This is a genomic window from Gordonia phthalatica (assembly GCF_001305675.1).
Lineage (GTDB): Bacteria > Actinomycetota > Actinomycetes > Mycobacteriales > Mycobacteriaceae > Gordonia > Gordonia phthalatica.
In genome coordinates this window covers 3,213,359-3,238,873 of sequence record NZ_CP011853.1, presented here as the reverse complement: position 1 = coordinate 3,238,873, position 25,515 = coordinate 3,213,359, and the positions used below count along the sequence as shown (strand labels likewise).

Genomic DNA, 25,515 nt, shown 5'->3' with positions numbered 1-25,515 from the left:
GGGCTCTCGTCGAAGAAAGTGTGCTCAGACGGCGCTGCGGGCGCGGGTCCGGGCATTGCGACGCTTGAGCGCGCGACGCTCGTCCTCGCTCATACCGCCCCACACGCCGGCGTCCTGACCGGTCTCGAGGGCCCACGACAGGCACTCGGCCGTCACGGGGCAGCGCTGGCAGACCAGCTTGGCGTCGGCGACCTGCGCGATGGCAGGGCCGGACGTACCGACCGGGAAGAACAGTTCCGGGTCCTCGTCACGGCAGATGGCCTTATGGCGCCAATCCATTACTAACTCCTTCAAAGCTCTACGGCGTACTCAGCACGCACTTGCATCACGGTCAGGTTATGACTTGGGTTGCAATTCCGAATTCACCTGGCTTGGGGCGCAGGACGCTGCTTGGCAGGGGTGGGTGATTGCGTCAATAACTGTTGTACTACTCTGTGCAGACCTTTGGCTATAGTTCTGAAGTGAATGCCGGATACATCACAAGGGGTTGGCAAGACGCCGAACTCATGCTTACCGGCCAGTAGCGCGGAGGTTAATGAGCCTTCGGGGGTGCCGCGACGTCGAGCACTGCGCGGCGGTAACCGAACTCCAGATCCTGGTAAAGCCCCAGGTAGTCGCCGTCCATCTGCACGTCGGCGGGCTCCGGGGAACTGAAACGCACCCACTCCACATCGTCGTCTCGGTAGAGATGCGCGGCCTTCGGCTCCGAACCCGACAGCAGCTTGCCGCCGAGCACGATGTTCCGCGGAACCGAGACCGAGGTGGCGGCGAAGATGCCGAGGCCGTGCTCGAAGTCGGTGCCCGGATTGGTCCGGATCTCCCGGGTTCCGAGGTATGTCCACGGGCCGGTGTTGCTGACGAAGCCGAACTTGACGCCCTCGATGGGCGCGTGGTCGGGGACCTCGACGGTGAAGTGCGGGTTCACGACCGAGGGCTTGAAGAACGAGCCGACCGTGGTCCGGAAGTAGCGGCCCGCCGTGGCCTTGCGGCCCTTGGCGCGGAGTTCCTCCATGCGGCGCACCACGATGGCGTCCATGCCCATGCCTGCGTTGAACAGGAACCAGCGGTTCAGTGTGTGACCCAGGCTGATGGAGCGTCGTGAACCCTGGTCGAGCAGCGTCATCAACTGGGCGGTCGCGGTGAGGGGATCGCGGTCGATGCCCAGGGCGCGGGCGAAGACGTTCGCGCTGCCGCCCGGCACCACGCCGAGCGCGGGCAGATTCGACGGATCGCGGCGCGGCGCGTCCGGGCTGCCGATGATGCCGTTCGCGGCCTCGTTCACCGAGCCGTCTCCGCCGTGGACCACCACGGCGTCGTATCCCTCCTCGGCGGCGCGGGCACCGAGTTCGCCCGCGTGACCGCGGTGCGTCGTGTGCTCCACGTCCACTTTGAAACGGGAGTCGAGGGTATTGGCCAGCGCGTCACGACCTTCAGGCGTGGTGAAGGTGGCGAACGGATTGGTGATGAGCATGACGCGCACGAGGCATCACGATATCTGGCCCGGCCCCGATTCACGAGTCGGGGGTCCCCGGCCATACTCTGGAGTAGTGAGCAGTAGCGACCCCGTCCGACGCGGCCCGAGCATTCCGAAGACCCTCCGGTGGGCGGGCCTGGGCACCGCGGCCCAGGGTGCTCTCGCCCTCATCGTGGCGGTGATCCTGGTGATCCGTGAACTCGCCGGACATCACGAGGTCGGGATCAGCGGATACGGCACCGCGGTCTGGTTCGTCGTCATCGGCGGTGCGGTCCTGGCGGGTGGCCTCGCGCTCACCCGTGGGCGCCGCTGGGGTCGCGGACTCTCGCTCATCACGCAGTTGCTGCTGCTGCCGACCGGCTACACCATCATCACCGGCGACTACCTGCTGGAAGCGGGCCTGTCCCGATGGCTCGGCTACCCGATCATCGCGGTCGCACTGGTTCTGCTGGCACTGCTGTTCGCGCCGGCCTCGACGTCCTGGCTGGACGCCGACGATCTGCCCCCGGATGCCTGACACCACGCCTGACCCAGGCACGTGACGGCCGTCATCGTAAGGTGGGGGCCATGACGCGCACCCTTGCCATCGCGAATCAGAAAGGTGGGGTGGCGAAGACCACCACCACCGCGTCTGTCGGCGCAGCCCTCGCCGAGAAGGACGTCTCCGTCCTCGTCGTCGACCTCGATCCGCAAGGCAGCCTCACCTTCTCGCTCGGGCACGACCCCGACCAGCTGTCGAAGTCGGTGCACGACGTGCTGATCGGCGCGGAGGACATCGCCGACGTGCTGCTGGACACCGAAGACGATGTGACGCTGCTGCCTGCCACCATCGACCTCGCGGGCGCCGAAGCACTGCTGCTGATGCGACCCGGCCGCGAGTACGCCCTCAAGCGGGCGCTGGCCGAGGTGGCGCAGGACTACGACGTGATCATCATCGACTGCCCGCCGTCGCTCGGCGTCCTCACGCTCAACGGGCTGACGGCCGCCGACCAGGTGGTGGTCCCGCTGCAGTGCGAGACCCTGGCCCACCGGGGCGTGGGGCAACTGCTGCGCACCGTCACCGAGGTCCAGCAGATCACCAACCCGAACCTGGAGATGGTCGGTGCGGTGGCCACCCTGTTCGACGCCCGCACCACGCACAGCCGCGATGTCCTCGCCGATGTCACCGACCGCTACTCGATCCCGGTGCTCGCGCCGCCGATCCCGCGGACCGTCCGCTTCGCGGAGGCGTCCGCGTCGGGCTCGTCGGTGATGCACGGACGCAAGAACAAGGGCGCCACCGCCTACCGGGAGCTCGCCGACAACCTGTGGGAGTCCTGGAACGGCGCTGACGTCCGCACCTACGAGCTCGAGGTCTCGTAGCCGCGAGGTCGTACGGGGCGCGAGGTCGTACGGGGAGCGGTCGGCGCGTCAGCGCAGCGCGACCAGCTCGGTGCCGCGCTGCTCGATGATCGTGTCGCCCAGGACGCGGAGCGACACCGGGCCCACGACGTCGCCGCGGTCGACGGGGATCGTGAACTCCTCGTGGCCGTCGTACACGCGGCGGACGCTGATGGTCCCCGGCATCGGCACCAGGAGCTGACCGGCCATCACCGAGCCGGGACCGATCGCGTCGGCGACCTGGAAGATCGGGGCGCCGTTGCTCGCATTGAGGACGACGGTCGCCTTGCCGGTCCAGAACGAGATCACGCCCTGATCGTTGATCGGACGGCTCCGTTCGGGGGCGCCGGGATCGCCGGCGACGGGATGCTCGCCGGTCGACTCGGCCTGCGGGGTGAACAGCCGGATCCGGGGGCCGACGGGCCCGCCGACGGTGCCGGTCGGATCCGCGCCGCCGTCGTACACGGCGATGGTGGTGTCGGTCGCGGCGATGATGCGGGGAGCGGGACCGCGCGCGGACGTGGTGAGCATCGTCGATCCCCACTGGCGGATCTTCTCGTCGCTGGTCTGGTCGGAGCTGAAGACCGACAGGCGGTAGCCGTGGTCGTCGTCGCAGCGTTCCACCACAGCGACGCGGTCGGCGCCGGAGAGGGCCGAATAGAGGCGGCAGTGGGTGCGTGCGGGCGAGACGTCGGGGTTCACCGGGGCGTCCACGCGGCCGTACTCGATCCCGCGCACCAGGTTGGCGCCCCACGTCTCCAGACGCGTGGGTCCGTACAGCAGGGCGTAGTCGGTGCCGATCGATAGTTCGACCGTGTCGTCGGCGTCGCTGGTGCGGGCACCGTGACGGCCGCCGTCCAACGCGCGCAGCGAGGTCACCTCACTGCAGCCGCGGTTGTTCCGGTACACGGCCAGGACACTGTTGTCGCCGCCCGGCCAGCCCGCGGCCGCGGCGCAGAGCGGTGCCGCACGACGGTACTGCCACACCTGCCCGCCGTCGACGTCGTGCGCCGTGACGACGCCGTCGGCGGCTGTGACGACGGTGTCGCGGGTGATCTGCGGGACCGACGTCACGTCGGAACGCGCCGACCATTTGACGCCGACCGTCCTCGGGACGTTCTCGGCGGGCAACTGCACCGGTGCCGGCTGCGTCGCCGGCTCCAGACGACTCTGGCGTGCGCTGCTGGTCCACCAGACGGCGACACCCGCCACGACCACTGCGACGACGATGAGGGCCGTCACGATGAGGTCGGTGCGGGTGCGGCGTTCCGGTTTGATCCGTCCCATTCTCGCGAGGGTATGCGAAATCGGCTCGGGCGAAAAACTATTCGGTGGCGGCCGAGGTGGCGGCCGGTGCGGTGGCGCCCTCGGCGGACTTGCCGCCGCTGCGACGGCGACGACGACGGCGCGGACGCGAGGCGGTGGCCTCCCCGTCGGCCTTCGGCTCGACGTCGGACTTGTCGGCCGGGCCTGCGGAGACGGTCACGGGCTTCGCCGAGCCGTCGGCGGCCTTGCCGCCGCGGGTGCGGCGCCGCGTGCGCTTCGGACGATCGGTGCGCGGCTCACGCGGCTCACGGCGGCCCTCCGAGCGGGTCGGGGCACCGATGCGGCCGGTGGCGTCCTCGGGGATGCCGAGGTCCTCGCGGAGGTGATCGGAGGTGGAGTACGTCTCGACCGGCTCCGGCATGCCGAGCTTGAGGGCCTTGTCGATGAGGCTCCAGCGGTGCAGCTCGTCCCAATCGACGAGGGTGATCGCGATGCCGTTGCGACCGGCACGACCGGTGCGGCCGATGCGGTGGACGTAGTTCTTCTCGTCGTCCGGGCACTGGTAGTTGATGACGTGGGTGACGTCGTCGACGTCGATGCCGCGGGCCGCGACGTCGGTGGCGACCAGGATGTCGATCTTGCCCTCGCGGAACTTGTTCAGCGCCTTCTCGCGGGCCACCTGGCCCAGGTCGCCGTGCACGGCGCCCACGGAGAAGCCGCGCTCGGCGAGGTCGTCGGCCACCTTCTGGGCGGTGCGCTTGGTGCGGGTGAAGACCATCGTCGCGCCTCGGCCGTCGGCCTGCAGGACGCGGGCCACCAGCTCGGCCTTGTCGAGCGCGTGCGCTCGGTAGACGAACTGGGTGGTGCGCTCGTGCACGGCGGAGTCGTTGGCGTGCTCGGCGCGGATGTGCGTCGGCTTGTGCAGGAAGGTGCGTGCGAGCGTGACGATCGGGCCCGGCATGGTGGCAGAGAAGAGCATCGTCTGCCGGTCCGCGGGCAGGGCGCCCATGATGCGCTCGATGTCGGGGAGGAAGCCGAGGTCGAGCATCTCGTCGGCCTCGTCGAGGACCAGGACCGCGACCTTGCCGAGGACCAGGTTGCCGCGCTGAGCCAGGTCGAGCAGACGTCCGGGGGTGCCGACGACGATGTCGACGCCGGCCTCGAGCTCCTCGATCTGGTGCTCGTACGGGCGGCCGCCGTAGATCGACGTGATCTTCAGTGCGCGCTCGGTGCCGTCGGCGAGGGAGACGTTGACGCCCTTCGCGGCGGTCTCCAGGTCCTCGGTGACCTGGACGCACAGTTCGCGGGTCGGGACGATGATGAGGGCGCGCGGGGTGTTGTCCAGGGCGCGCAGGCCCGAGGTCTCCGCGGTGATCAGACGATGCATCAGCGGAACGCCGAAGCCGTAGGTCTTGCCCATGCCGGTGCGCGCCTGACCGATGAGATCGGAGCCGGCGAGGGCGAGGGGGAGGGTCAGCTCCTGAATGGCGAAGGTGTGGGTCTTGCCGTCGGCGTCGAGTGCGGCGACGATCGACGGGTGGACGCCGAGTTCGGCGAAGGTGGGTGCCGCATGGTCCTCGGCGACGATCGTGGTCTGGACGTCGTGGCCTTCGGCGGAGCCGTCCACCGTGGTGTTCGTGGTCATTATGTTGTTCAAGCCTCTCGCGGTGTTCATGCACGCACACAAGAGGATCCGCGGGGTCCCGTACTGTAGGCCCCTCGGGCGGACCGGGCTGAAGAAGCCGTTCGCAGGTGCGCGCTCAAGGTCTGACACGTCGCTCGCAAACCCCTCCGCAACGGTGTGCGAGGGACCGAGAAGTGTGACTTCGTCGGGCGGAAAGGCGACATGCCTGGCCCTCAGTGTAGCGCCTTGCCTACTCTGACTGGCATGTCGAACAACTCTGCCGCTGTCACGAAGCTCTACGAAGTCCTCCTCGCGGGAGAGTTCGCCGCCTGCTATCGACTCATCGAGGAGTCGGCGATGGCGCCGACGACGGCCGATCGCGTGGCCATCGCGCGCCTCATCGCGGTGGAGATGGGGCACTTCGAGGTGCTGTCGGAGCAGATCCGCGCCGGCGGCGGCGATCCCGACCAGGCTGTCGCCTCGCACACCAAGGTCTTCGACGAGTACCACCGCGTCACGATGCCGACCTCCTGGCTCGAGGTGCTGGTCAAGATGCACGTCGGCGACGGTCTGGCCGCCGACTTCTACGCCGAGATGGCCGACGTCCTCCCGGAGGAGGTGCGCCCGACGATGAAATCGGTGATGGCCGAGACCGGATCGTCGCAGTTCGCCGTCGACCAGGTGCGCGCGGCCGTCGCCGCCGATCCGGCGATCGCGTCGCCGCTGGTGCTGTGGGGTCGTCGTCTGCTCGGCGAGGCGATCACCCACATGCAGTGGGTGCTGGCCGAAGAGGAGGAGGTGATGGCCCTGCTGTTCGACGGCACCGCCACCCTCAACAACGCCGCGGGTTTCTTCGACAACATGGCCGCGCGTCATTCGCAGCGCATGGCCGACCTGTCGCTCGCGTGACGGTAGGATCTAGCGCATGAGCGTTGACGTCAAGATCGGTATCGAGAACAGCCCCCGCGAACTCGCCTTCACCTCGGCAGACAAGGCCGACGACGTGTATGCGGCCGCCCAGCGGGCGCTCGACGGAACCGACTCCGTGCTGGCCCTGACCGACGACAAGGGCGCGCGCGTCCTGGTCCCCGCGGCGAAGATCGCCTACATCGAGGTCGGCAGCGCGGAGAGCCGTCGCGTCGGTTTCGGCGCCGCCTGAGAGAGGACCTCCTCATGGACCGGCTCGACGGTCTGCTGGCCGCCGCCGTTCACGGCCCCGACTCCACGCGGGTTCCCGGCGTCGCGGCCGCGGTGGTGCGTTCGCACGGCGTCGAGTACTCGGGTGCGGCCGGAGTCCGTGCCCTCGGCGGCGCGGAACCCGACGGCGCTGCGCCGATGACCACCGACACGGTGATCGCGCTGTACTCGGCGTCCAAACCGCTGACCGGCACCGCGGTGCTGCAGTGCGTCGACGACGGCCTGCTCGACCTCGACGCCCCGGCAGCGGAGTACGTGCCCGAGATCGGTGAGATCGAGGTCCTCGACGGATTCGACGCCGACGGTGCGCCGCTGACCCGTTCGGTGTCGACGCCGATCACCACGCGGATGCTGCTCCTGCACACCGCGGGATTCGCATACCCGTTCTTCGACGCCGACTATCAGCGGCTCGTGAAGGACGGTCGCTACCCGGACCCGGTCACCGCCCAGAAGGCGTCGCTGACGACGCCGATCCTCTTCGAACCCGGCACCCGATGGAACTACGGCACCAGCATGGACTGGGCCGGCCTGGTGGTCGAAGCCGTCCGCGGCGCACGCCTCGAGCAGATGCTCCGCGACCGCGTCTTCGCTCCGCTCGGCATGGCGAGCTCGGGCTTCGTCCTCACCGACGACATGGAGTCGCGCCGGGCCACGGTGCATCTCCGGCGAGGCGACGCGTTGAAGTCGACGCGCATCGTGATGCCGCAGCAGCCCGAAGTGCAGATGGGCGGGCAGGGGCTCTACTCCACCGTCGACGACTACGCGCGCTTCCTGCAGATGTGGCTGCGCGACGGCGTCGGCGACAACGGTCGCGTGCTGAGCGCGGAGACGGTCGCCTGGGCCGCGCGGAACGGCCTGGCCGACGGTGTTCACGTCACGAAGCTCCACGGCGTGGACCCGGTCGTCACACACGATGCCGAGTTCTTTCCCGGACAGTCGAAGTCGTGGGCGTACACGTTCCTGGTGAACGACGAGGCCGCCCCGACCGGACGCAGCGCGGGTTCGCTCGGGTGGGCGGGCCTCGCCAACATCTACTTCTGGATCGACCGCACCGCCGACGTCGCCGGCGTGTGGGGCACGCAGGTGCTGCCCTTCGCTGACCCGGCCGCCATGGCTGCGGCGCTGGAGTTCGAGACCCGGGTGTACCGGGAGATGGCCTGACGGCCGTTACTCGGCAGCGGCGTCGCGCTCGGCCTGCAGCTTCGGGACGCCCGCCAATCCGCCCCACAGGAGTGCGGCCGTGGTGTCGACGGCGCTGGACTTGTCGATCGGACGGCTGGCGTCCACCCAGTAGCGGGCGTTCATCACGCTGGCGCCGACAAGGCCGGTGGCCAGCATCCGCGAACGGTGCGGGTCCATGCCCGAATCCTGCATCACGAGTCCGTAGACCGCGTCGACGCAGGCCTCGGTGGCGCCCTCGACACGCCGGATGACGGCCGGGTCCATCGCATCGGAGGCGAAGATCAGCCGGTAGCCGGAGTTGTCGTCGTCGATGAAGTCGAAGAACGCCTCGACGGCGGCCTGCACGCGCTTGCGGTTGTCGCTGGTGGTGAGCAGAGCGCGGTTCACGTCGGCGACCAGCTTCTCGGCGTGCGAGTCCACGACCGCGATGTAGAGGTCGAGCTTCGACGGAAAGTGCTGGTAGAGGACGGGCTTGCTGACTCCGGCGTGAATCGCGATCTCGTCCATACCGGCAGAGTGGTAGCCCCGCTCGACGAAGATCTCGCTCGCTGCGTCGAGGAGTTGGCGGCGTCGCGCGCTGCGAGGGAGACGGGTGCTGGTGCGCCCGGATCCGGCCGAGGTCGATGCCTGGGGAGTGGGAGAGGACATTCTTAGACCCTACTCGGAGCGCTCCAGATCACACACGGGGAAGGGTGGATGCGCGGTGCCGATCATCATCTGTGAGAAAGTTGATCGCGTGACCGGTACTCCTCAGCCAGGGACGCAGCGTCCCCGCCGCCCGCGGCCAGATCAGCCGCTGCGTGCTCGGTGGGATCCGGTGGGCGACGACGGGCCGTCGGGACCAGAGAACGCCGACCGCCGGGAACGCAGTGCCGTCAGCCGATTCATCGGCGCCTACGGGTGGCGTGCCTACGCCATCCCCGTGCTCGCGATCCTCACCGTCGTCCTGCTCGTTATGACGGTCCGGAACGGTGACGCGGCCCCCGCTGAGTCGACGACCGCAGGCGATGACGTCCGAAACACGCACGTTCAGGACGAGACCACGCCGATCGGTGCGCCCACCGGACCGATCCAGGAGGCGGCGCTTCCGGGCGGCGCACTTCCCGACGGCGGGGCCTTCACGAAGACGGGCGAACGCGTCTACCGGACGGTGCGCGGCACCGGGCCGAAGATCGGCACCGGCAGCCAGGTCTACACCTACAGCGTCGAGGTGGAGCGCGGCATCAGCTCGCAGGAGTACGGCGGAGACGCCGCGTTCGCCAAGCTCGTCGACGCGACGCTCGCCAACCCGAAGAGCTGGATCGGCGACGGCAAGGTGTCGTTCCGTCGCGTCGACTCCGGTGAGCCCGACCTGCGGATCTCGCTGACGTCGACCGACACCGCTCGCGAACTGTGCGGCTACCAGATCAAATTGGAGACCTCCTGCTACTACCCTCCGGACGCGCGGGTGGTGCTCAACGAGGCTCGGTGGGTGCGCGGTGCGATGGCGTTCGAGGGCGACGACCTGACCTACCGGCAGTACCTCATCAATCACGAGACCGGCCACGGCATCGGCTACGAGAAGCATCAGCCGTGCAAGCAGAACGGTGCGCTGGCGCCGATCATGATGCAGCAGACCTTCGGCACGGCGAACTCGCAGATCATGGCGTTGGATCCGGAGATGAAGGACGTCGACCGGAGCCTGGTCTGCAAGCCGAACGCGTGGCCGTACCCGACCAAGTGACCCGAGCCGGGAATAACCGGCGGACCGCGGCAGGTTGCACTCCACGAGATATTCGCGCTCGGAAGGTGTCCTGAGATGTCCCAGCCGTTGATGCCCCAATCGGTGATGCCGCTGCCTCCACTGGTGGAACCCGCAGCTGAACTGACCCGTGACGAGGTGGAGCGCTACAGCCGCCACCTGATCATCCCGGACGTCGGGATGACCGGTCAGAAACGGTTGAAGAACGCCAAGGTGCTCGTGATGGGTGCCGGCGGGCTCGGCGCCCCCACGCTCATGTACCTGGCCGCGGCCGGGGTGGGCACCATCGGCATCGTCGACTTCGACGTCGTCGACACCTCCAACCTGCAACGCCAGGTGATCCACGGGATCGCCGACGTCGGCCGACTCAAGACCGAGAGCGCCCGCGACTCGATCGCTCAGATCAACCCGTTCGTCGACGTGCATCTGCACAACTTCCGGCTGGAGCCGGAGAACGCCGTCGAACTGTTCTCGCAGTACGACCTCATCCTCGACGGCACCGACAACTTCGCCACCCGGTACCTGGTGAACGACGCCGCCGTCTTGGCGGGCAAGCCGTACGTGTGGGGCTCCATCTTCCGGTTCGAGGGCCAGGTGTCCGTGTTCTGGGAGGGCGCGCCGGACGGTCGCGGCATCAACTATCGCGATCTATACCCGCAGGCCCCGCCGCCCGGAATGGTGCCGTCGTGCTCGGAGGGTGGCGTGCTCGGCATCCTCTGCTCGTCGATCGGCTCGATCATGGGCACCGAGGCCATCAAGCTGATCTGCGGCATCGGCGAATCGCTGCTCGGCCGACTCATGGTGTACGACGCGCTGGAGATGAGCTACCGCACCGTCAAGGTCCGCAAGGATCCCGCCGGTGCCGCGGTCACCGAGCTCATCGACTACGAGGAGTTCTGCGGCGTGGTCTCCGACGAGGCGGCCGCCGCAGCCGTCGGCTCCACCCTGACCCCAGCGGAGGTCGACGAGCGACTGCACTCGACGACGCCGCCCGCACTGATCGACGTCCGCGAACCCGTCGAGTTCGAGATCAACCGGATCGACGGCGCCACCCTGATCCCGAAGGGCGACATCCTGTCGGGGAAGGCGCTCGGCGACCTGCCGCACGACCGCCCGATCGTCCTCTACTGCAAGACCGGAGTCCGGTCCGCGGAGGCGCTCGCCGCACTGAAGAAGAACGGTTTCGAGGACGCCACCCACATGCAGGGCGGCATCGTAGCGTGGGCCGCGCAGTTGGACCCGGAGATGGCCGTCTACTGATCGTCGTGACTCACCCGTTGGTGTCGCTGCAGGGAAACCCGCAGTGTCCTGGGTAATCTGACGATCGTGACCAGCATTGTCGAGCCCCCCGAACAGGTGTTGACCACCTTCGGCCTCACCGCGCATCCGCCGATCGCGATGGATGTCGCGGCGTGGCGCGTCGGTGAAGTGGTGCTGACCCTGGTTCCCGATCACGCCCGTGCCGCCTGGTCGGCGACGGCCCGCGAGCACCTGTACGTCGAGGGCATGCGGATCGCGCGGCCGATCCGCGCCTCCGACGGCCGGTACGTCGTCTCCGGCTGGCGAGCCGACACCTACGTCGCGGGCAGCCCGGAGCCGCGCCACGACGAAGTGGTGGCGCTGGCCGACCGTCTGCACGCCGCGACCGCCAAGTTCGAGCGCCCGCGGTTCCTGCTGCAGCCGCCGGCCCCGCCGTTCAACGACGTCGACGTCTTCGTCGCCTCCGACCGCGCCGCGTGGGAGGAGACGCCGCTCCGCAGTGCACGCGCCGCGGGCATGGGGGAGCCGACCAGCGACGACGGTCAGCGGAGCATCGCGGAGATGAAGATCCTCGGGAAGCTTCGTCGCCCCGTCGACCTGCCCTCGCAGGTGGTGCACGGCGACCTGTTCGGGACCGTGCTGTTCGCCGGCGCCGCAGCGCCCGCCATCACCGACATCGTCCCGTACTGGCGTCCCGCGTCGTGGGCCGCCGCGGTGGTCGTCGTCGACGCCATCGCGTGGGGCGGTGCCAGCGAGGACCTGATCGAACGGTGGTCGGATCATCCGGAGTGGCCGCAGATGCTGTTGCGCGCGCTGATGTTCCGCCTCGCCGTCCACAGCCTGCATCCGAGGTCGACGGCGGGTGCCCTGCCGGGCCTGCTGCGGGTCGTCGATCTGGTTCGGATGATGGTGTAGGGCTCTCTCCGAGACGCGTCGTACCAGCGTCTTCTCACGGGGTTTCGACACGCCGCTCGGCTTGCGCCTCGCGTCGGCTCAACCAGCGTGGGGTGCCGTTACCGCTGGTTGAACGGCCGCCTCCACCGCTGGTTGAGCGAGCGAAGCGAGTCGAAACCGCCTGCGCACACCGCTCACCACTGCACCCGGTGCGCTGTCATGTCGATGCGGTCGTCGACGATCCGCACGCCCTCCTCGCGGAGCTTCGCCAACTGCCGAGTGCGGAGTCCGACGGCCGGTCGGCCCGACGCGGGGACCACCCGCTGCCAGGGGAGGTCGGCGGCGTCGGTCCGCATGATCCAGCCGACGATCCTCGGACTCGACAGTCCGACGACGGCTGCGAGGTCGCCGTACGTGCTGACCATGCCGCGCGGGATCGCCGCGATCAGGGCGCGGACCTCCTCCACCTGCTCCTCGGTCACCTTCGCCATCGCGCCGTCACCTCAGCAGTCCCTTGACGATGTCGGCGCACAGCTCCGGGACCAGGAACGGCACCATGTGCTCGGTGTCGACGCGGTGGACGGTCACCGAGTCGGCTCGCTGGTCGGCGCAGGCGGCGAGGAAGGCCGGGCGGACGAAGGGCGGGTCGACGCGACCGGCGATCACCACGTGCGTCGGCACGCCGACCGGCGGCAGGCGGAACCGTCCGGCCATCTCACTCCACGCCGTCGCGACCGCCGGAGCGGACACCCGCCAGGACACCCGACCGTCCGCGGTCGGGATCAGGTGCTCGACCACCTCGGCGTCGAGGATCTCCGCGGGGACCTCGCCCCAGCCCTCCATGCGTTTGGCGGCCTTCGCGTCCTCGGCGTCGGTGTTGCCCCAGCGGGCCATGGCGGATTCGGCGATGGTGCGTGCGAAACCGGCGTCGAGGCCCTGTGCGGGATCCAGCAGCACCAGTCCGGCGACGTCGTCGGGGCGTCGCGCGGCGAGCTCCAGGCTGATCGCGCAGCCGAACGAGTGCGCCAGGATCACGACCGGACGCGACTGTTCGGCGATGTACCGGTCGAGGGCCGCGGAGAGGGCGTCGGCGTTGTCGGCGATTCCCCACGGCGGCTCCCACGGGCTGTGCCCGTGCCCCAGCAGGTCCGGCGCGACGACGCGGACACCAGGGAGGTGCGCGTCGGCCAATCGCCCCCACCGCTGCCCGTGACCGGTGAGACCGTGGACGGCCAGCACGTGGGGGACGTCCGGATCGTCGGGCCCGAACAGGTGGACGTGGAGGTCGCGTGCGGGGATGTCGGGCATGACGTCGAGCTTAGGGCGTGCCTCCCGAACGTCGCGTCAGCGGAGCGCCGTCAGTGCTTCGACGACCGTGCCAGCAGGCCGCTGCCGAGCACGTCGTGCGAGTCGCGGATGCCGGGCAGCACGAAGAAGTAGCCGCCGCCGAAGGGCTGGACGTAGTCCTCGAGGGGCTCGCCGTCGAGCCGTTCCTGCACGGTCTCGAACTGCTCCTGGATGCTCTTCTGGAAGCAGACGAAGATGTGGCCGGCCTGCAGGTTGCCGTTGGCGTCGACGCCGAGGTCGTAGTTGTACGACCGCCGGATCAGCCGTTGGCCCGCGGTGGCGTCGGTCCGCGGATTCGCAAGGCGGATGTGCGCGTCGGTGGGCACTGCGAAGCCGTGCGGGTCTGCGCGGTAGTCGGGGACGTCGAACTCCGCGTTGCCGTCGAGCGGTGCTCCGCTGTCGCGGCGGCGGCCGAAGATCCGCTCCTGCTCGTTGATCGAGATCCGGTCCCAGAACTCGGTGAACATCCGGATAAGCCGGACCACCACGTAGGTGCCGCCGACCGTCCACGGCTGGTCGCGATCGTCCTCGACCCAGATGAGGGACCGGGCGTCGTCGCCCTGCGGGTTGGCGGTGCCGTCCTTGAAGCCGAGCAGATTGCGCGGGGTGCCCTCGGGCCGCGGCGGCGAACCGAAGCCGCGGATCCGCCACAGCACCTGCATGTTCTCGCGGGTGGCGCGTAGAAGTTCGCGAACCGCGCGGTGGGTGGCGTCGGCGTGGTTTGCGCACACCTGGATCAGCAGGTCGCCGCCCGTCCACGCCGGTTCGGGGCGGTCGTTGCCGAAGACGCGCATCGGCGTCAGGCCCGCCGGGCGTTTGTCGGCGAGACCGAAGCGGTCGTCGAACAGTGATGCGCCGACCGCGACGGTGATGGTCAGTCCGTCGATGCCGGGGCCGGCGCCGAGGACGCCGTTGTCGGCGGGCGGCCGGGCGACCGGGGTGTCGGGGGAGGCGAGGCCGCCCGCGAGCCGGCGGATCATCACGGTGAGCTGGGTGAACAGTGTTTCGAGGCCCGCTCGGTCGGTGGCGGTGACGCGGACCGCCATGAACTCCGAGGCGGCCTGCTGGCGTCCGGCGGGCGGGGCGTCGACCCCGGACTGTCGTGCGCCGTGGACCGGATACGAGTCCAACGTCGGAATGGAGGCGGGCTCGGCCGCTCGACGGTCGGCGGCGACGCCCTGCCCGACGACGCCGATGGTCGCGGCCGCGCCCGCGGCGCCGAGCAGTCCGCCCTTGAGGAGTGAACGCCGGTTGATGTCGCGCATGTCAGTTGCCTCCCGGGGTACGAGCGAGCGGGGGTTCCAGCACGCCGGGCAACTGCGCGAGCACCTCCAGCGTGGACGAGAGCGCGGCGTTGATCGCCAGTCGCTGATCGGGGGAGATCTGGTGGCGCGAGAGCCACGTGCCCTGCGGGGTGCGGGCCGTCGCGGTGAGGACCTGCTGCAGGTGGTCGAGTGCGGCCTGCGACTGCGCGAGGAGCTGCGGGGCCCGCGCTGTCAACAACGGCTCCAGACAGGCGAGAACGACGCGGGTGTTGGCGATCATCGCGTCGGTCTCGAAGTACTCGGTGCCCGCCCCGAGATCGGAGAAGCCGTTGGTCAGATGCCGCTCGGCTTCCTCGAGGACCTCATGCGCACGCAGCGGGATGTCCTTGGGATCGAGGGCCACGCGGTCGTCGTGGGCGGCGACGGCCGCGCGGAGCGCGTCGACGTCGGTGGTCAGTCGCGCGGCGATCGGGGCGAGGACCTCCGTCGACTGGCCGTTCCACAGTCCGTATTCGAGACGGCGGAGGCCGCGGAAGCTCGGATCGTCGACGCCGCCGGGGAGGCCCCAGGGTTCGCCGCCGACTGCGTCGCCAAGTTCGCCGAACGCGCGGTACGAGGCGCTCGACTGCTGCCAGATCCAGATCGCGTCGCGCCACCGCTGCTGCGCGGCCGCCGTGTCACCCGACGCGACAGCGGCGGCCAGGGCCTGCGAGGCGTCGTGCAGTGCGGACAGGCGGGTGAGGACGTCGGCGCGGAGGGCGTCGGCCGGCCCCTGCAGATCGGCGTCGCTCACCGGTGCCTTCGGGGTGGGCAGCGGAGCGTCGTCGACCCCGGAGACCGCGATCACCGGCGAGTACGCCGGAGCGGTTCCCGCCATCGCGCAGTGGAATCGGAAGTTCCCGGCCGGGATCGATGCGTGCATCGGCGCGGACGTCTTCGGCGCGAGCGTCTCGATCTCACCCAGGATGTTGCCCGCGACGTCCTCGAAGGTGACCTCTCCGGTGCGAGACGATTTGTTGACGACGGTGAACGTGTGCGCGCCCGCCGAGGTGACGGCGGCGTCGGCGCCGCATGAACCGTCGGCCACCGTCACGGTGGATTCGGTACTAACCGACTTGGGGAGCAGCGTCGCGACGGTGGCGGCGATCGCGATCGGGACGATCAGGATCAGGGCGCCGACCACCTTGCCGCCGCCCGCGATCCGGCGGGCGACGGCGTCGAACCGGGAGGGTTCGCCGTCTGCGGCGGGCGCGGACGCGGGCACCCGGAACAGACACCACAGCACCACCACCAGATAGGCGACCCACGCCGTCACCTGGATCACCGTCATGTGGACGGCGATCCCGGTGAGCGCGGTAATGATCGCCATCCACCAACTGCTCGCGTCGATGGACGCCGAGACGTCCCACGCGACGGCGGTGCGGCCCGGGATCCAGCCGACGTTCTGCAACTCGCCGATGCTGTACGCGAGGATGCCCGCGATGACGACGGCCAGCAGGACCGCAGTGTAGGTGAAGAAGGTCGCCAGATTCAGCGACAGCGCGCGACGGTAGAGCAGATACGCGAGGCCGAGGCCGAGGGCTATGCCGACGACGGCGCCGACCAGGGCACCGGACGCGTCGCCGGTCTGCCGCGACGCCGTCCAGAGGAACAGGGTGGCTTCCAGGCTCTCGCGCGCGACCGCGGTGAACGCGGTCAGCATGAGGGCCGCGGTGCCCAGCTGCGCGCCGGCCGTCACCTTCTCTGTGATGTCTCGTTTCATGGTGCGCGCGGTGGCCCGCATCGTGAAGATCATCCGCGTCACCAGGACCACCGCGAGGAGGCCCAGGAGGCCGCTCAGGATCGACTGACCGGTGGCGGGCAGCGCGTCGAGACCCGCGGTCAGGACGACGGCGGCACTGATCGACACCGAGAGCGCGGCGACGACACCGATCCAGATCGCCGCGATGTCGCGACGATCGCCGGTTCCGCGACGGATCGCGGCCAGCAGGATGGTGATCACCAGACCCGCTTCGAGCGATTCGCGCAATCCGATGATCAGATTAGGCAAACCTATTGAGAAGCTCACTTCAGGGACAGTAGACCTCAGTCGGCACGGCGTTCGAATCCCTGATTTAAGCCGCCGTTAAGGTCGCTGGGCACTCCAGGGCCGGACGCCCGGCTTCGGCAACGGACCTCGGGCCGGAAATGTCGTAGCGGCGTGATTGCATAGGTGTCATGACCAGACCCGGCACCCGACTCGTCGCGGCCCCGGCACCGGCCGACGCCGCGCGTCGGTGGCCGGAGGCTGCGGCCGCTGTGATCGACGGGCGCCATCGGGCCGACCCGGCGCACCCCTGGCGGCCGTGGCGCGTGCACGGCGGTCCGGGTACGGGGAAGACGGCGTTGATCGTCGACGCCGCCGTCGCCAGGCTGCTGGATCCGGAGGTGGAGCCGGAGTCGGTACTGGTGCTCGCCGCCAACCGGCGGGCCGCGGGCCAGCTGCGGTCGGAGATCACCCGGCGGGTGCTGTCCGCGGGCGGTCGTCTCGGCGGCGCCCTCCGCGAACCGCTCGTGCGGACCATTCACTCCTACGCGTTCGCGGTCCTGCGGCTGCAGGCGCAGGCCCACGGCAACCCGCCGCCGCGACTGATCACCGGGTCGGAGCAGGACGTGATCCTGCGTGAACTCCTCGCGGGCGACGTCGAGGACGGCGCGGCGTACTGGCCGCCGTCGCTGCGACCCGCACTCACCACCGACGGTTTCGCGCAGGCCCTGCGCGACCTGATGATGCGGGCGTCGGAGCGCGGCCTGGGGCCCGCCGACCTCACCGAACTGGGGGAGCGGCACAAGCGTCCCGAATGGGTCGCCGCCGGCTACGCCTTCCGGCAGTACGAGGAGGGGATGCTGTTGCGCGGCGCGGTCGGCCTCGACGCGCCCGAGGCCAGCGTGACGGCCGTCGACGCCGCCGAGCTGATCGGATCCGCATTGTCGGCGTTCGCCACCGACCCGGACGTGTTGCGCGGTCAGCGCGATCGCATCCGACACCTGCTGGTCGACGACGCCCAGCACCTCGATCCGCAGGCCGCGTTCCTCGTCCGCCTCCTCGGAACCGGCGCGGACTCCGCGGTGATCGCGTCGGATACCGACCAGTCGGTGTTCGGCTTCCGCGGTGCCGACTCCAAGTTCGCGGACTCGATCGCCGAGGACGACCCGGACCGCGATGTGCTGCTCGACGTCTGCTTCCGCAGCCGACCATCGGTCACCGCGGTCGGACGCGTGCTCGCGTCGCGACTGCCGGGCGCACGACCGCACCCGTACCCGGTGCCCGCCGACGAGTCCGATCCCGGCCGCGCGGGCGTGCAGGTGTTCTCCTCGGGTGCCAAGGAGGCGACGGCGGTCGCCGACATGATGCGCCGCGCGCACCTGTTCGACGGGGTGCCGTGGTCGCAGATGGCGGTGATCGTGCGTTCGGTGCCACGAGCGCTGCCCGCGCTGCGTCGCGCCTTCTCGTCCGCCGGCGTCCCGATGGCGACCCCGGCGAGCGACATTCCGATCCACCGGCAACGCGCCGTCGAAGCCTTCACCCTGGTGCTGCGCGTCGCGGCCGGCGGCGCACCCCTCGACGGCGACGAGGTGGTGGCCCTCCTCAGCGGCCCGATCGGCACCGCCGACCCGACCATGCTGCGACGACTGCGCCGCGGTGTCCGGCGCGTCGACGACGGCCACGACCGCGACATCGACTCGCTGACCTCGCTCGCCGTCGCACTGTCCGACACCGAGCGGATGGACGAACTCCTCACCGGGCTCACCGACTTCGAGTCGCTGTCGCTCAAGCACCTGCGGAAGGTGATCGACGCGGCCCGCGTCGCACACGCGACGCACGTCGGCGTGGAGGAGATGCTGTGGCGCGCCTGGCGGGCCAGCGGCTTGGAACGACGCTGGACGGCGCAGTCGCTGCGCGGCGGTCGGGGCGGCGATCAGGCCGACCGCGATCTGGACGCGATGCTCGCCATGTTCGAGGCCGCCGGGAACTTCGCCGACAACCTGCCCGCGGCCGGTGCGCTCGGCTTCATCGACTACCTCGGTCAGCTGCAGATCCCGCGGGAATCGCGGATGGCGGTGGCCGACGCCGAATCGGTGGCCGTGGTCTCCGCGCACGCGGCGTCCGGCCGCGAATGGGAGGTGGTGGCGGTCTCGGGCGTCCTCGACGGACTGTGGCCGTCGCTCCGCAGCCGAGGCAGCATCCTCGGCACCCCGGCCCTGATCGACCTGCTCGACGGGGTCGGCGCCGACGCCGTCGACACCATCGCCCGCGGTTCGGTGATGCTCGCCGACGAACGTCGGCTGCTGCTGGTGGCGTGCAGTCGAGCGCGACGCCGACTGATGGTGACGGCCATCGAGGACGGCAGCGGTGACGCCTCCCCGTCGCGCTTCGTCCCCGAGATCGCCGACGCCCTCGGCGGCTACGGCGCGGACGGCGGCACCGAGGCGCCCGGCGACGACGAGGTCCCGCTGGATCCCGGTGTGCGACGCGTGCTGTCCTTGCCGTCGCTGGTCGCCGAACTGAGGGCCGTCGCGGTCGCCGGTGCGGACGCCGAGGGCGGACCGGACGAACGGACCCGGGTGGCGGCGGCGCTGCTGGCCGATCTCGCTCAGGCCGGGGTACCGGGCGCCGCCCCCGCCGACTGGTTCGGTCTGATGGGACCCAGTTCCCAGACTCCGCTGTGGACCCCGGAGAACGGGCCGCGGACGCTGTCGCCGTCGAACATCGACGCGCTGACCCGCTGCTCCCTGCGGTGGATGCTGGAACGCAACGGCGGCCGCGACGGCGACGCCGAGCAGGCGCTCACCGGAACCCTCGTCCACACGCTGGTGCAGGCGGTCGCGGGCAAGCTCGACCGCGCCGAGGTCAACGCCGCCCTGCACGAGGTGTGGGAGCGGGTGGCCTCGCCCGCCCAGTGGTACAGCGATCGCGAACTCGAACGCGCCGAGGGGATGCTGACCAATTTCCGCGACTGGCTCCGGATCTCGCGGGATCAGCTCACCGAGGCCGGGGTGGAGGTGGAGGTCGACGCCACGCTGCCGACCGGCGTCGACGACCGCGGCAACGCCCTGCTGCCGGTGCGGCTGGTGGGCCGGATCGACCGCCTGGAGACGGACTCGCAGGGTCGACCGGTGATCGTCGACGTGAAGACCGGGAAGAACCCGGTCCGCGCGGTCGACGCCGAAGAGCATCCGCAGCTCGCGACCTACCAGTTGGCGCTGCAGTTGCAGGGGCGGGAACCCGGCGGCGGCCGCCTGGTCTACGTCGCGAACTCGAACAAGAAGACGGGAGCCGCCGAGCGGACCCAGTCGCCGCTCACCGCCGAACAGGTCCAGGAGTGGACCGAGGTGGTGCGCGGTGCGGCACGGGCCAGCATCGGCCCGGTGTTCACGGCGACGCCCAACAGCGGATGCTCGCACTGCGGATTGCAGCAGTCGTGCCCGGCACAGCTGCGGGGGAAGGCGGTCATCGATGACTGACACGGTTCACGCTGATCGCCGACCGATGATCGGCGCCCGCTCGCTCGCCGCCGCGCTGGGACTGCCGCCGCCCACCGACGAACAGATCGAGGTCATCGAGGCACCGCTCGAACCGATGCTCGTGGTCGCGGGCGCCGGTGCGGGCAAGACCGAGACCATGGCGTCGCGCGTGGTGTGGCTGGTCGCCAACCGCCTCGTCGGCCCGGAGGAGATCCTCGGCCTCACCTTCACCCGCAAGGCCGCCAGCGAGCTGGCAGCACGCATCCGTCGCCGCCTGTCGATGCTCGCGGGCAGCCCGGCGCTCCTCGAATGGGATCCGGGCGGCGAACTCGCGAGCCGGCTCCGCAGCGCGGACGCCGAGGTCAGCACCTATCACGCCTACGCCGGACGCCTGATCGCCGACTACGGCCTGCTGCTCCCCGTCGAACCGACGGCCACACTCCTCTCCGAGACCGAGCTGTGGCAGCTCGCGTTCTCGGTCGTCACCACCTGGCCGGGAGCACTGACCACCAGCAAAGTGCCGTCGTCGGTCACCGAAGCGGTGCTGCGGCTGTACTCGGAGATGGCCGAGCACCTCGTCGACGTCGAGGAGCTGCAGGCCGCGGGCGAGGACCTGTACCGGATGATCGACACCCTCCCCAAGGGGAAGGGGCAGCGGGCGGAACCGAGCCAGAACCTGCGGAAGATTCAGGCGGTGATGGACGAGCGCCGGGAGCTGATCCCGCTCGTCATCGCCCTGAGGGAGGCGATGGCCGCGCAGGGCGCCCTCGACTTCGGCAGTCAGATGTCGCTGGCCGCCCGACTCGTCGCGACGCACCCCGAAGTGGTCGACGCCGAACGCGCGAGCATCCGCGCGGTGCTCCTGGACGAGTACCAGGACACCGGCCACTCGCAGCGGATCCTGCTGTCGTCGCTGTTCGGCGGCCACGCCGTCGCCGGTCGCAGGCCCATTGCGGTGACCGCGGTCGGCGACCCGATCCAGTCCATCTACGGCTGGCGCGGCGCATCGGCCGCCAACCTGCCGCGATTCGCCCGCGACTTCCCCCGCGCGGACAGCCGCGACGCCCCGCGTCGAGAACTGCTGACCAGCTGGCGCAACTGCGTCAACGCCCTGTACCTCGCGAACGAGAGCTCCGAGGAGCTGCGCCGCCGCGGCGTGCCGGTGAGCGTCCTGCGCCCGCGTCCCGACGCGCCGGCGGGCACGGTCCGACTGGCGCTGACCGAGACGGTGATCGACGAGCGCGAGTGGATCGCCGACCGCATCGAGGACTACTACCGGGCGGCCGAACGCGATGAGACCGCGCCGCCCACCACCGCGATCCTGGTGCGCCGCAACGAGGACTCGGCACCGCTGGCCGCAGAACTCGAACGTCGCGGCATCCCCGCCGAAGTGGTCGGCATCGGCGGGCTGCTCCACGTCCCGGAGATCACCGACATCGTCGCCACCCTCCGGCTGATGGCCGATCCGATGGCCGGGACCGCCGCCGTGCGACTGCTCACCGGAGCACGCTGGCAGCTCGGCGCCGCGGACCTGGCCGCCCTGTGGCGCCGTGCCCGCGAACTGACCGCGGGCACCGGAGCTCCGACGACCGGCGCCGTGACCAGCCGAGAAGCACTCGACGACGCCCTCGACGCCGCGCTGCCGGGCGAGGCCGTCGACTCCGCGGGCCTGTGCGACGCCCTCGCCGATCCCGGCGACCCCAGCCGGTATAGCGCGGCGGGGTACGAGCGGATCACCACCTTCGGCGCCCAGTTGGAGAGCCTGCGACGGCGGATCGGGCAGCCGCTGCCCGAACTCGTCGCCGACGTCGAGCAGACCATCGGCGTCGCGGTGGAGGCACAGATCCGGGCCCGTCGGATGCGCGGCGAGGTGACCGGTCGCGAGCACCTCGACGCCTTCGCCGAATACGTGACGCACTACGCAGAACGGTCCGGCGCCACCCTGCCGGGCCTGCTCTCGTTTCTGGAGACCGCCGAAGTGGTGGAGAAGGGCCTCGAAGCCGGGCAGGTGGAGGTGGCGGCGCAGCGCGTGCAGATCCTCACCGTGCACGCCGCCAAGGGCCTGGAATGGGATGTGGTGGCGCTGCCGCACGTCGCCGACCGGATCTTCCCGAGCGGCAAGGCCGAGACCACCTGGCTGGGATCGGCGAAGGAGTTGCCCGCCGAACTCCGCGGCGACCTCTCCCGAGACGGCGACGAGGGCTTCCCACCGCTCGACCTCACCGAGGTCTCCGATCGCAAGGAGCTGGAGCAGGCGATCGACGATCACAAGGCGGCGATCGGGGAGCGGCGCCTGGAAGAGGACCGGCGCCTGCTGTACGTGGCCCTCACCCGTGCCAAGCACACGTTGCTCGTGTCGGCGCACCACTGGTCCGAGACGGGTGACAAACCGCGCGGCGGATCCGAGTTCTACACCGAGCTCGCCGCACTGGTGGCGGACGGCGCCGCGGGAGCGGCGGGCGACCGCGCGGATCCGAGCGGCCTGTCGATCGACGTCGACGCGCCGCCGCCCGCGCCGGATGCGAGCAACCCGCTCACCGAGCAGCAGATCAGCGTCGACTGGCCGGTGGATCTCCTCGGCGATCGGCGGGCGCCGATGGTGGCCGCTGCGGAACTGGTCGCCGCGGCCCGCGCCGAACGCGCGCTGTTCGCCGTCGCCGACGCCGAACCCACCGACCTCGACGCCCGCGAATGGCAGCGGGAGGTGACGGTCCTGCTGGAGGAGAAGGCGCAGACGGTCGACCCCGTCGTCGACGTGGAGCTCCCCGGGCACCTGTCGGTGAGCCAGCTGGTGGAACTCGACTCCGATGAGGAGGCGTTCGCCGCGCGGCTGCGTCGACCCGTCCCGTATCGCCCCAACCCGATGGCGCGCCGCGGCACCGCGTTCCACGCCTGGGTGGAACGCCGGTTCGGCGCCACCCGGCTGCTCGACGTCGACGAGCTGCCCGGTGCCGCCGACGCGGCGGCCGGCGCCGTCGAAGACGACCTGGATCTGCTGCGCAGCAAGTTCTTGGCGTCGCCGTGGGCCGACCGCACACCGCAGGAGGTGGAGGTGGGATTCGAGACCGTCATCGGCTCCACGGTGGTCCGCGGTCGGATTGACGCGGTCTTCGCCGACGGCGACGGCGCGCTGGTGGTGGACTGGAAGACCGGCGCGGTCCCCGAACCCGCCAAGCGGAAAGCGCTGTTCATCCAGCTCGCCGCCTATCGGGTCGCGTGGTCGCAGCTGTCCGGGATCCCGCTCGACAGGGTTCGCGCGGCATTCGTCTACGTCCGACACGACTTCACTCTCGAACCCGCGGATCTGCCCGGCCCGGACGCGCTTGCGCGAATGCTGACCGAGCGGATGCAGTAGCCTCCAGATGTGCGTAAGCGATTGCGCCGTCGACAAGGCGGCGGGCTGGTAGACGAACCGGACTACGCGCTCGTCGGCGTCGTTCGGATCCCGGAGAGCGAGAAGAGTCCGGCGCGCGCCATCGGCCGCCGTGTGCTGTGGGCGCTGGCCGCGCTGTTCGTCTGCTCGGTCATCGTCTACCTCGACCGCGACGGGTACATCGACGCCAAAGAGGGCGAGATGTCCTACATCGACGCGCTCTATTACACGTCCGTGACGCTGTCGACCACCGGCTACGGCGACATCACTCCGATCACCGAGTCGGCGCGACTGATCAACATCATCTTCATCACCCCGCTGCGCGTCCTCTTCCTGATCGTGCTCATCGGCACGACCCTCGAAGTGCTGACCGAGCGTTCGCGCCAGGCGATGAAGATCCAGAACTGGAGGAACCGGGTGCGCAACCACACGATCGTGATCGGCTACGGCACCAAGGGCCGTACCGCGGTCGACGCGGTGATCGCCGACGGCGGCAAACCCGCGGAGATCGTGATCGTCGACAAGGACCAGGCGGCGCTCGACGTCGCCAATGCGCACGGTCTGGTGACCGTTCGCGGCGACGCGACCAAGTCCGACGTCCTGCGCCTGGCCGGCGTCCAGCACGCGGCCGCGATCGTCGTCGCCGCGAACCGCGACGACACGGCGGTCCTCGCGACCCTGACGGCCCGTGAGATCAACGGGCACGCCAAGATCGTCGCCTCCATCAACGAGTCCGAGAACACCCACCTGATGCGCCAGTCCGGCGCCAACTCGGTGGTCGTCTCGTCGGAGACCGCGGGCCGTCTGCTCGGCATCGCGACCATCACGCCGTCCGTCGTGGAGGTGGTGGAGGACCTGCTCAGCCCGGAGGAGGGATACGCCATCGCCGAACGCGAGGTGGAGCCCTCCGAGACCGGCGGGTCGCCCGCGCACACCAAGGACCTCGTCCTCGGCGTCGTCCGGGCGGGCAAGCTGTACCGCGTCGGCGACGAAGAGGTCGAAGAGATCGAGGCCGGCGACCGTCTCCTCTACGTGCGCCAGGGCGGACCGGCCTGATGGCGACCTTCGAGTTCCGTGAACCGCCCATCCTGTCCCGCGCCGAGTTCGACCGCGCGGCCCTCGTCCGCAAGGACCCCGACCGGCTCATCGCGGGCTGGCCGAGCGCCCGGGTACTCCTCGTCGACCACCGCGGACAGTTCCCGGTCAACGACGACGGCACTCTCCGCTGGGTCTCCGCCGCCGATCTGGGTGCCGAGCCGGTCCCGGGTGCGGTCTTCCTCGGCGTCGCGGGCAGTGACCGGTGGGCGCTGCGCGTCGACGAGGTCCCCGAACCGGTCGCCGAACCGCGTTCGGGCGCAGACAAGCTCACCTCCGACGGCGCCGGCCTGCTGGCGACGGCGCTCGGTCTGCTGAACTGGCATCGCACCACCGGATACTCGCCGATCGACGGCAAGGCACTGGAGCTGACCCAGGGCGGCTGGCTGCGACGCGATCCGGAGACCGGCGCCGAGGAGTATCCGCGCACCGACCCGGCCGTCATCATGGTGATCCACGACGGCGCCGACCAAGTGCTGCTCGGCAGGCAGACCGTGTGGCCGGACCGCTGGTTCTCCACGCTCGCCGGCTTCGTCGAACCCGGCGAGTCGCTGGAGCAGTGCGTGCGCCGCGAGGTCTTCGAGGAGGCGGGCATCCACGTCCACTCGCCGAACTACCTCGGCTCGCAGCCCTGGCCGTTCCCGCGGTCGCTGATGCTGGGGTTCGAGGCGGTCGGCGACCCGACCGCGCCGCTGGTCCTGCGCGACGGCGAACTCGGCGACGCCCGCTGGTTCCACCGCGACGAGGTGCTGGCGGCGCTCGATCGGGGCGGCGACTGGGGTGCAGGCGACGACGACGTCCCGCTGAAGCTGCCGGGGTCCATCTCCATCGCCCGCAGTCTGATCACCGCGTGGGCGCACGCCCCGCGGCCCTGACGGCGAGGCGATTCCCTGTGGCGTGCCCGACTCGTGT

General features: G+C 70.2%; 21 protein-coding genes. 12 read left to right on the top strand and 9 right to left on the bottom strand.

All coding sequences use genetic code 11. The features are described 5' to 3' along the window. Window positions 1-24: 24 nt before the first annotated feature. Both ACH46_RS15145 and ACH46_RS15140 read right to left on the bottom strand, forming a co-directional pair. Window positions 25-279 (bottom strand): WhiB family transcriptional regulator, encoded by a 255-nt coding sequence (locus ACH46_RS15145; protein ID WP_062393655.1) that lies wholly within the window; start codon window positions 277-279, stop codon window positions 25-27. 253 nt (window positions 280-532) lie between these two features. Beyond that, window positions 533-1,480 carry a diacylglycerol/lipid kinase family protein gene (locus tag ACH46_RS15140; RefSeq protein ID WP_193392911.1) on the bottom strand — a complete coding sequence of 316 codons (948 nt, stop codon included), beginning with the start codon at window positions 1,478-1,480 and terminating at the stop codon, window positions 533-535. A 67-nt stretch (window positions 1,481-1,547) separates the two neighbouring features. Here ACH46_RS15140 and ACH46_RS15135 point away from each other — a divergent pair, with 67 nt between their 5' ends. Together ACH46_RS15135 and ACH46_RS15130 are read left to right on the top strand one after the other, a co-directional pair. Beyond that, window positions 1,548-1,991, top strand: a complete 444-nt coding sequence (locus ACH46_RS15135; RefSeq protein ID WP_062393654.1) for a hypothetical protein — start codon at window positions 1,548-1,550, stop codon at window positions 1,989-1,991. Window positions 1,992-2,041: 50 nt separating this feature from the next. Next, on the top strand, window positions 2,042-2,836 hold the full coding sequence (locus tag ACH46_RS15130) for a ParA family protein (protein ID WP_062393653.1): 795 nt from the start codon (window positions 2,042-2,044) through the stop codon (window positions 2,834-2,836). A 48-nt stretch (window positions 2,837-2,884) separates the two neighbouring features. Here the strand turns inward: ACH46_RS15130 and ACH46_RS15125 are convergent, their stop codons facing one another. Both ACH46_RS15125 and ACH46_RS15120 read right to left on the bottom strand, forming a co-directional pair. Beyond that, window positions 2,885-4,141, bottom strand: a complete 1,257-nt coding sequence (locus ACH46_RS15125; protein WP_062393652.1) for an Rv3212 family protein — start codon at window positions 4,139-4,141, stop codon at window positions 2,885-2,887. A 37-nt stretch (window positions 4,142-4,178) separates the two neighbouring features. Then, complete coding sequence (locus ACH46_RS15120) at window positions 4,179-5,765, bottom strand: DEAD/DEAH box helicase (protein ID WP_062393651.1); 1,587 nt, start codon at window positions 5,763-5,765, stop codon at window positions 4,179-4,181. A 243-nt stretch (window positions 5,766-6,008) separates the two neighbouring features. Here ACH46_RS15120 and ACH46_RS15115 point away from each other — a divergent pair, with 243 nt between their 5' ends. The 3 genes from ACH46_RS15115 to ACH46_RS15105 are packed head-to-tail and all read left to right on the top strand — an operon-like array spanning window position 6,009 to window position 8,102. After that, on the top strand, window positions 6,009-6,653 hold the full coding sequence (locus ACH46_RS15115; protein WP_062393650.1) for a ferritin-like fold-containing protein: 645 nt from the start codon (window positions 6,009-6,011) through the stop codon (window positions 6,651-6,653). Window positions 6,654-6,669: 16 nt separating this feature from the next. After that, window positions 6,670-6,903 carry a DUF3107 domain-containing protein gene (locus tag ACH46_RS15110; protein ID WP_062393649.1) on the top strand — a complete coding sequence of 78 codons (234 nt, stop codon included), beginning with the start codon at window positions 6,670-6,672 and terminating at the stop codon, window positions 6,901-6,903. 14 nt (window positions 6,904-6,917) lie between these two features. Further along, window positions 6,918-8,102, top strand: a complete 1,185-nt coding sequence (locus ACH46_RS15105; protein ID WP_062393648.1) for a serine hydrolase domain-containing protein — start codon at window positions 6,918-6,920, stop codon at window positions 8,100-8,102. Between the two features lie 6 nt (window positions 8,103-8,108). Here the strand turns inward: ACH46_RS15105 and ACH46_RS15100 are convergent, their stop codons facing one another. Next, entirely contained in the window at window positions 8,109-8,771 is a 663-nt protein-coding gene (locus tag ACH46_RS15100) for a TetR/AcrR family transcriptional regulator (RefSeq protein WP_062393647.1), read from the bottom strand. Between the two features lie 88 nt (window positions 8,772-8,859). On the opposite strand from ACH46_RS15100, the gene ACH46_RS15095 reads away from it, so the two are divergent. From ACH46_RS15095 to ACH46_RS15085, 3 genes are all read left to right on the top strand, one after another. Next, window positions 8,860-9,846 (top strand): DUF3152 domain-containing protein, encoded by a 987-nt coding sequence (locus ACH46_RS15095; RefSeq protein WP_062395503.1) that lies wholly within the window; start codon window positions 8,860-8,862, stop codon window positions 9,844-9,846. 105 nt (window positions 9,847-9,951) lie between these two features. After that, complete coding sequence (gene moeZ, locus ACH46_RS15090; protein WP_062393646.1) at window positions 9,952-11,124, top strand: adenylyltransferase/sulfurtransferase MoeZ; 1,173 nt, start codon at window positions 9,952-9,954, stop codon at window positions 11,122-11,124. A 66-nt stretch (window positions 11,125-11,190) separates the two neighbouring features. Continuing rightward, complete coding sequence (locus ACH46_RS15085; RefSeq protein WP_062393645.1) at window positions 11,191-12,039, top strand: TIGR02569 family protein; 849 nt, start codon at window positions 11,191-11,193, stop codon at window positions 12,037-12,039. A 173-nt stretch (window positions 12,040-12,212) separates the two neighbouring features. On the opposite strand, the gene ACH46_RS15080 is transcribed toward ACH46_RS15085, so the two are convergent. The 4 genes from ACH46_RS15080 to ACH46_RS15065 are packed head-to-tail and all read right to left on the bottom strand — an operon-like array spanning window position 12,213 to window position 16,698. After that, complete coding sequence (locus ACH46_RS15080; RefSeq protein WP_062393644.1) at window positions 12,213-12,509, bottom strand: MGMT family protein; 297 nt, start codon at window positions 12,507-12,509, stop codon at window positions 12,213-12,215. 7 nt (window positions 12,510-12,516) lie between these two features. Then, window positions 12,517-13,326 carry an alpha/beta hydrolase gene (locus tag ACH46_RS15075; RefSeq protein WP_062393643.1) on the bottom strand — a complete coding sequence of 270 codons (810 nt, stop codon included), beginning with the start codon at window positions 13,324-13,326 and terminating at the stop codon, window positions 12,517-12,519. A 50-nt stretch (window positions 13,327-13,376) separates the two neighbouring features. After that, complete coding sequence (locus ACH46_RS15070; protein ID WP_062393642.1) at window positions 13,377-14,630, bottom strand: Dyp-type peroxidase; 1,254 nt, start codon at window positions 14,628-14,630, stop codon at window positions 13,377-13,379. A gap of 1 nt (window position 14,631) precedes the next feature. Further along, window positions 14,632-16,698, bottom strand: a complete 2,067-nt coding sequence (locus tag ACH46_RS15065; protein ID WP_082399700.1) for an FTR1 family protein — start codon at window positions 16,696-16,698, stop codon at window positions 14,632-14,634. A gap of 149 nt (window positions 16,699-16,847) precedes the next feature. Between ACH46_RS15065 and ACH46_RS15060 the strand changes: the two genes are divergently transcribed. Genes ACH46_RS15060 through nudC form a run of 4 tightly spaced genes read left to right on the top strand, consistent with a single transcriptional unit; the run spans window position 16,848 to window position 25,478 of the window. Continuing rightward, window positions 16,848-20,135, top strand: coding sequence for an ATP-dependent helicase (locus tag ACH46_RS15060; protein WP_062393640.1), 3,288 nt, complete (start codon window positions 16,848-16,850; stop codon window positions 20,133-20,135). Beyond that, the gene (locus tag ACH46_RS15055; protein ID WP_062393639.1) at window positions 20,128-23,490 is read left to right on the top strand and encodes a UvrD-helicase domain-containing protein; all 3,363 of its coding nucleotides are present in this window, start codon (window positions 20,128-20,130) and stop codon (window positions 23,488-23,490) included. Before ACH46_RS15060 ends, ACH46_RS15055 begins: the two co-directional genes overlap by 8 nt. Before the next feature lie 9 nt (window positions 23,491-23,499). Beyond that, window positions 23,500-24,564 (top strand): potassium channel family protein, encoded by a 1,065-nt coding sequence (locus tag ACH46_RS15050; protein ID WP_062393638.1) that lies wholly within the window; start codon window positions 23,500-23,502, stop codon window positions 24,562-24,564. Beyond that, window positions 24,564-25,478: an NAD(+) diphosphatase gene (gene nudC / locus ACH46_RS15045; RefSeq protein ID WP_062393637.1), complete on the top strand. Its 915-nt coding sequence runs from the start codon at window positions 24,564-24,566 to the stop codon at window positions 25,476-25,478. The genes ACH46_RS15050 and nudC overlap by 1 nt, the downstream gene beginning before the upstream one ends. The last annotated feature ends 37 nt before the right edge of the window (window positions 25,479-25,515 follow it).

Bases quoted from the DNA above. Each gene is read 5' to 3' on its own strand.
- ACH46_RS15105 (WP_062393648.1), top strand. From the start codon at position 6,918: ATGGACCGGCTCGACGGTCTGCTGGCCGCCGCCGTTCACGGCCCCGAC.
- ACH46_RS15130 (WP_062393653.1), top strand. From the start codon at position 2,042: ATGACGCGCACCCTTGCCATCGCGAATCAGAAAGGTGGGGTGGCGAAG.
- ACH46_RS15100 (WP_062393647.1), bottom strand. From the start codon at position 8,771: ATGTCCTCTCCCACTCCCCAGGCATCGACCTCGGCCGGATCCGGGCGC.
- ACH46_RS15125 (WP_062393652.1), bottom strand. From the start codon at position 4,141: ATGGGACGGATCAAACCGGAACGCCGCACCCGCACCGACCTCATCGTG.
- moeZ (WP_062393646.1), top strand. From the start codon at position 9,952: ATGCCGCTGCCTCCACTGGTGGAACCCGCAGCTGAACTGACCCGTGAC.
- ACH46_RS15060 (WP_062393640.1), top strand. From the start codon at position 16,848: ATGACCAGACCCGGCACCCGACTCGTCGCGGCCCCGGCACCGGCCGAC.
- ACH46_RS15110 (WP_062393649.1), top strand. From the start codon at position 6,670: ATGAGCGTTGACGTCAAGATCGGTATCGAGAACAGCCCCCGCGAACTC.
- ACH46_RS15115 (WP_062393650.1), top strand. From the start codon at position 6,009: ATGTCGAACAACTCTGCCGCTGTCACGAAGCTCTACGAAGTCCTCCTC.
- ACH46_RS15080 (WP_062393644.1), bottom strand. From the start codon at position 12,509: ATGGCGAAGGTGACCGAGGAGCAGGTGGAGGAGGTCCGCGCCCTGATC.
- ACH46_RS15145 (WP_062393655.1), bottom strand. From the start codon at position 279: ATGGATTGGCGCCATAAGGCCATCTGCCGTGACGAGGACCCGGAACTG.
- ACH46_RS15070 (WP_062393642.1), bottom strand. From the start codon at position 14,630: ATGCGCGACATCAACCGGCGTTCACTCCTCAAGGGCGGACTGCTCGGC.
- ACH46_RS15075 (WP_062393643.1), bottom strand. From the start codon at position 13,326: ATGCCCGACATCCCCGCACGCGACCTCCACGTCCACCTGTTCGGGCCC.
- ACH46_RS15120 (WP_062393651.1), bottom strand. From the start codon at position 5,765: ATGACCACGAACACCACGGTGGACGGCTCCGCCGAAGGCCACGACGTC.
- ACH46_RS15055 (WP_062393639.1), top strand. From the start codon at position 20,128: ATGACTGACACGGTTCACGCTGATCGCCGACCGATGATCGGCGCCCGC.
- nudC (WP_062393637.1), top strand. From the start codon at position 24,564: ATGGCGACCTTCGAGTTCCGTGAACCGCCCATCCTGTCCCGCGCCGAG.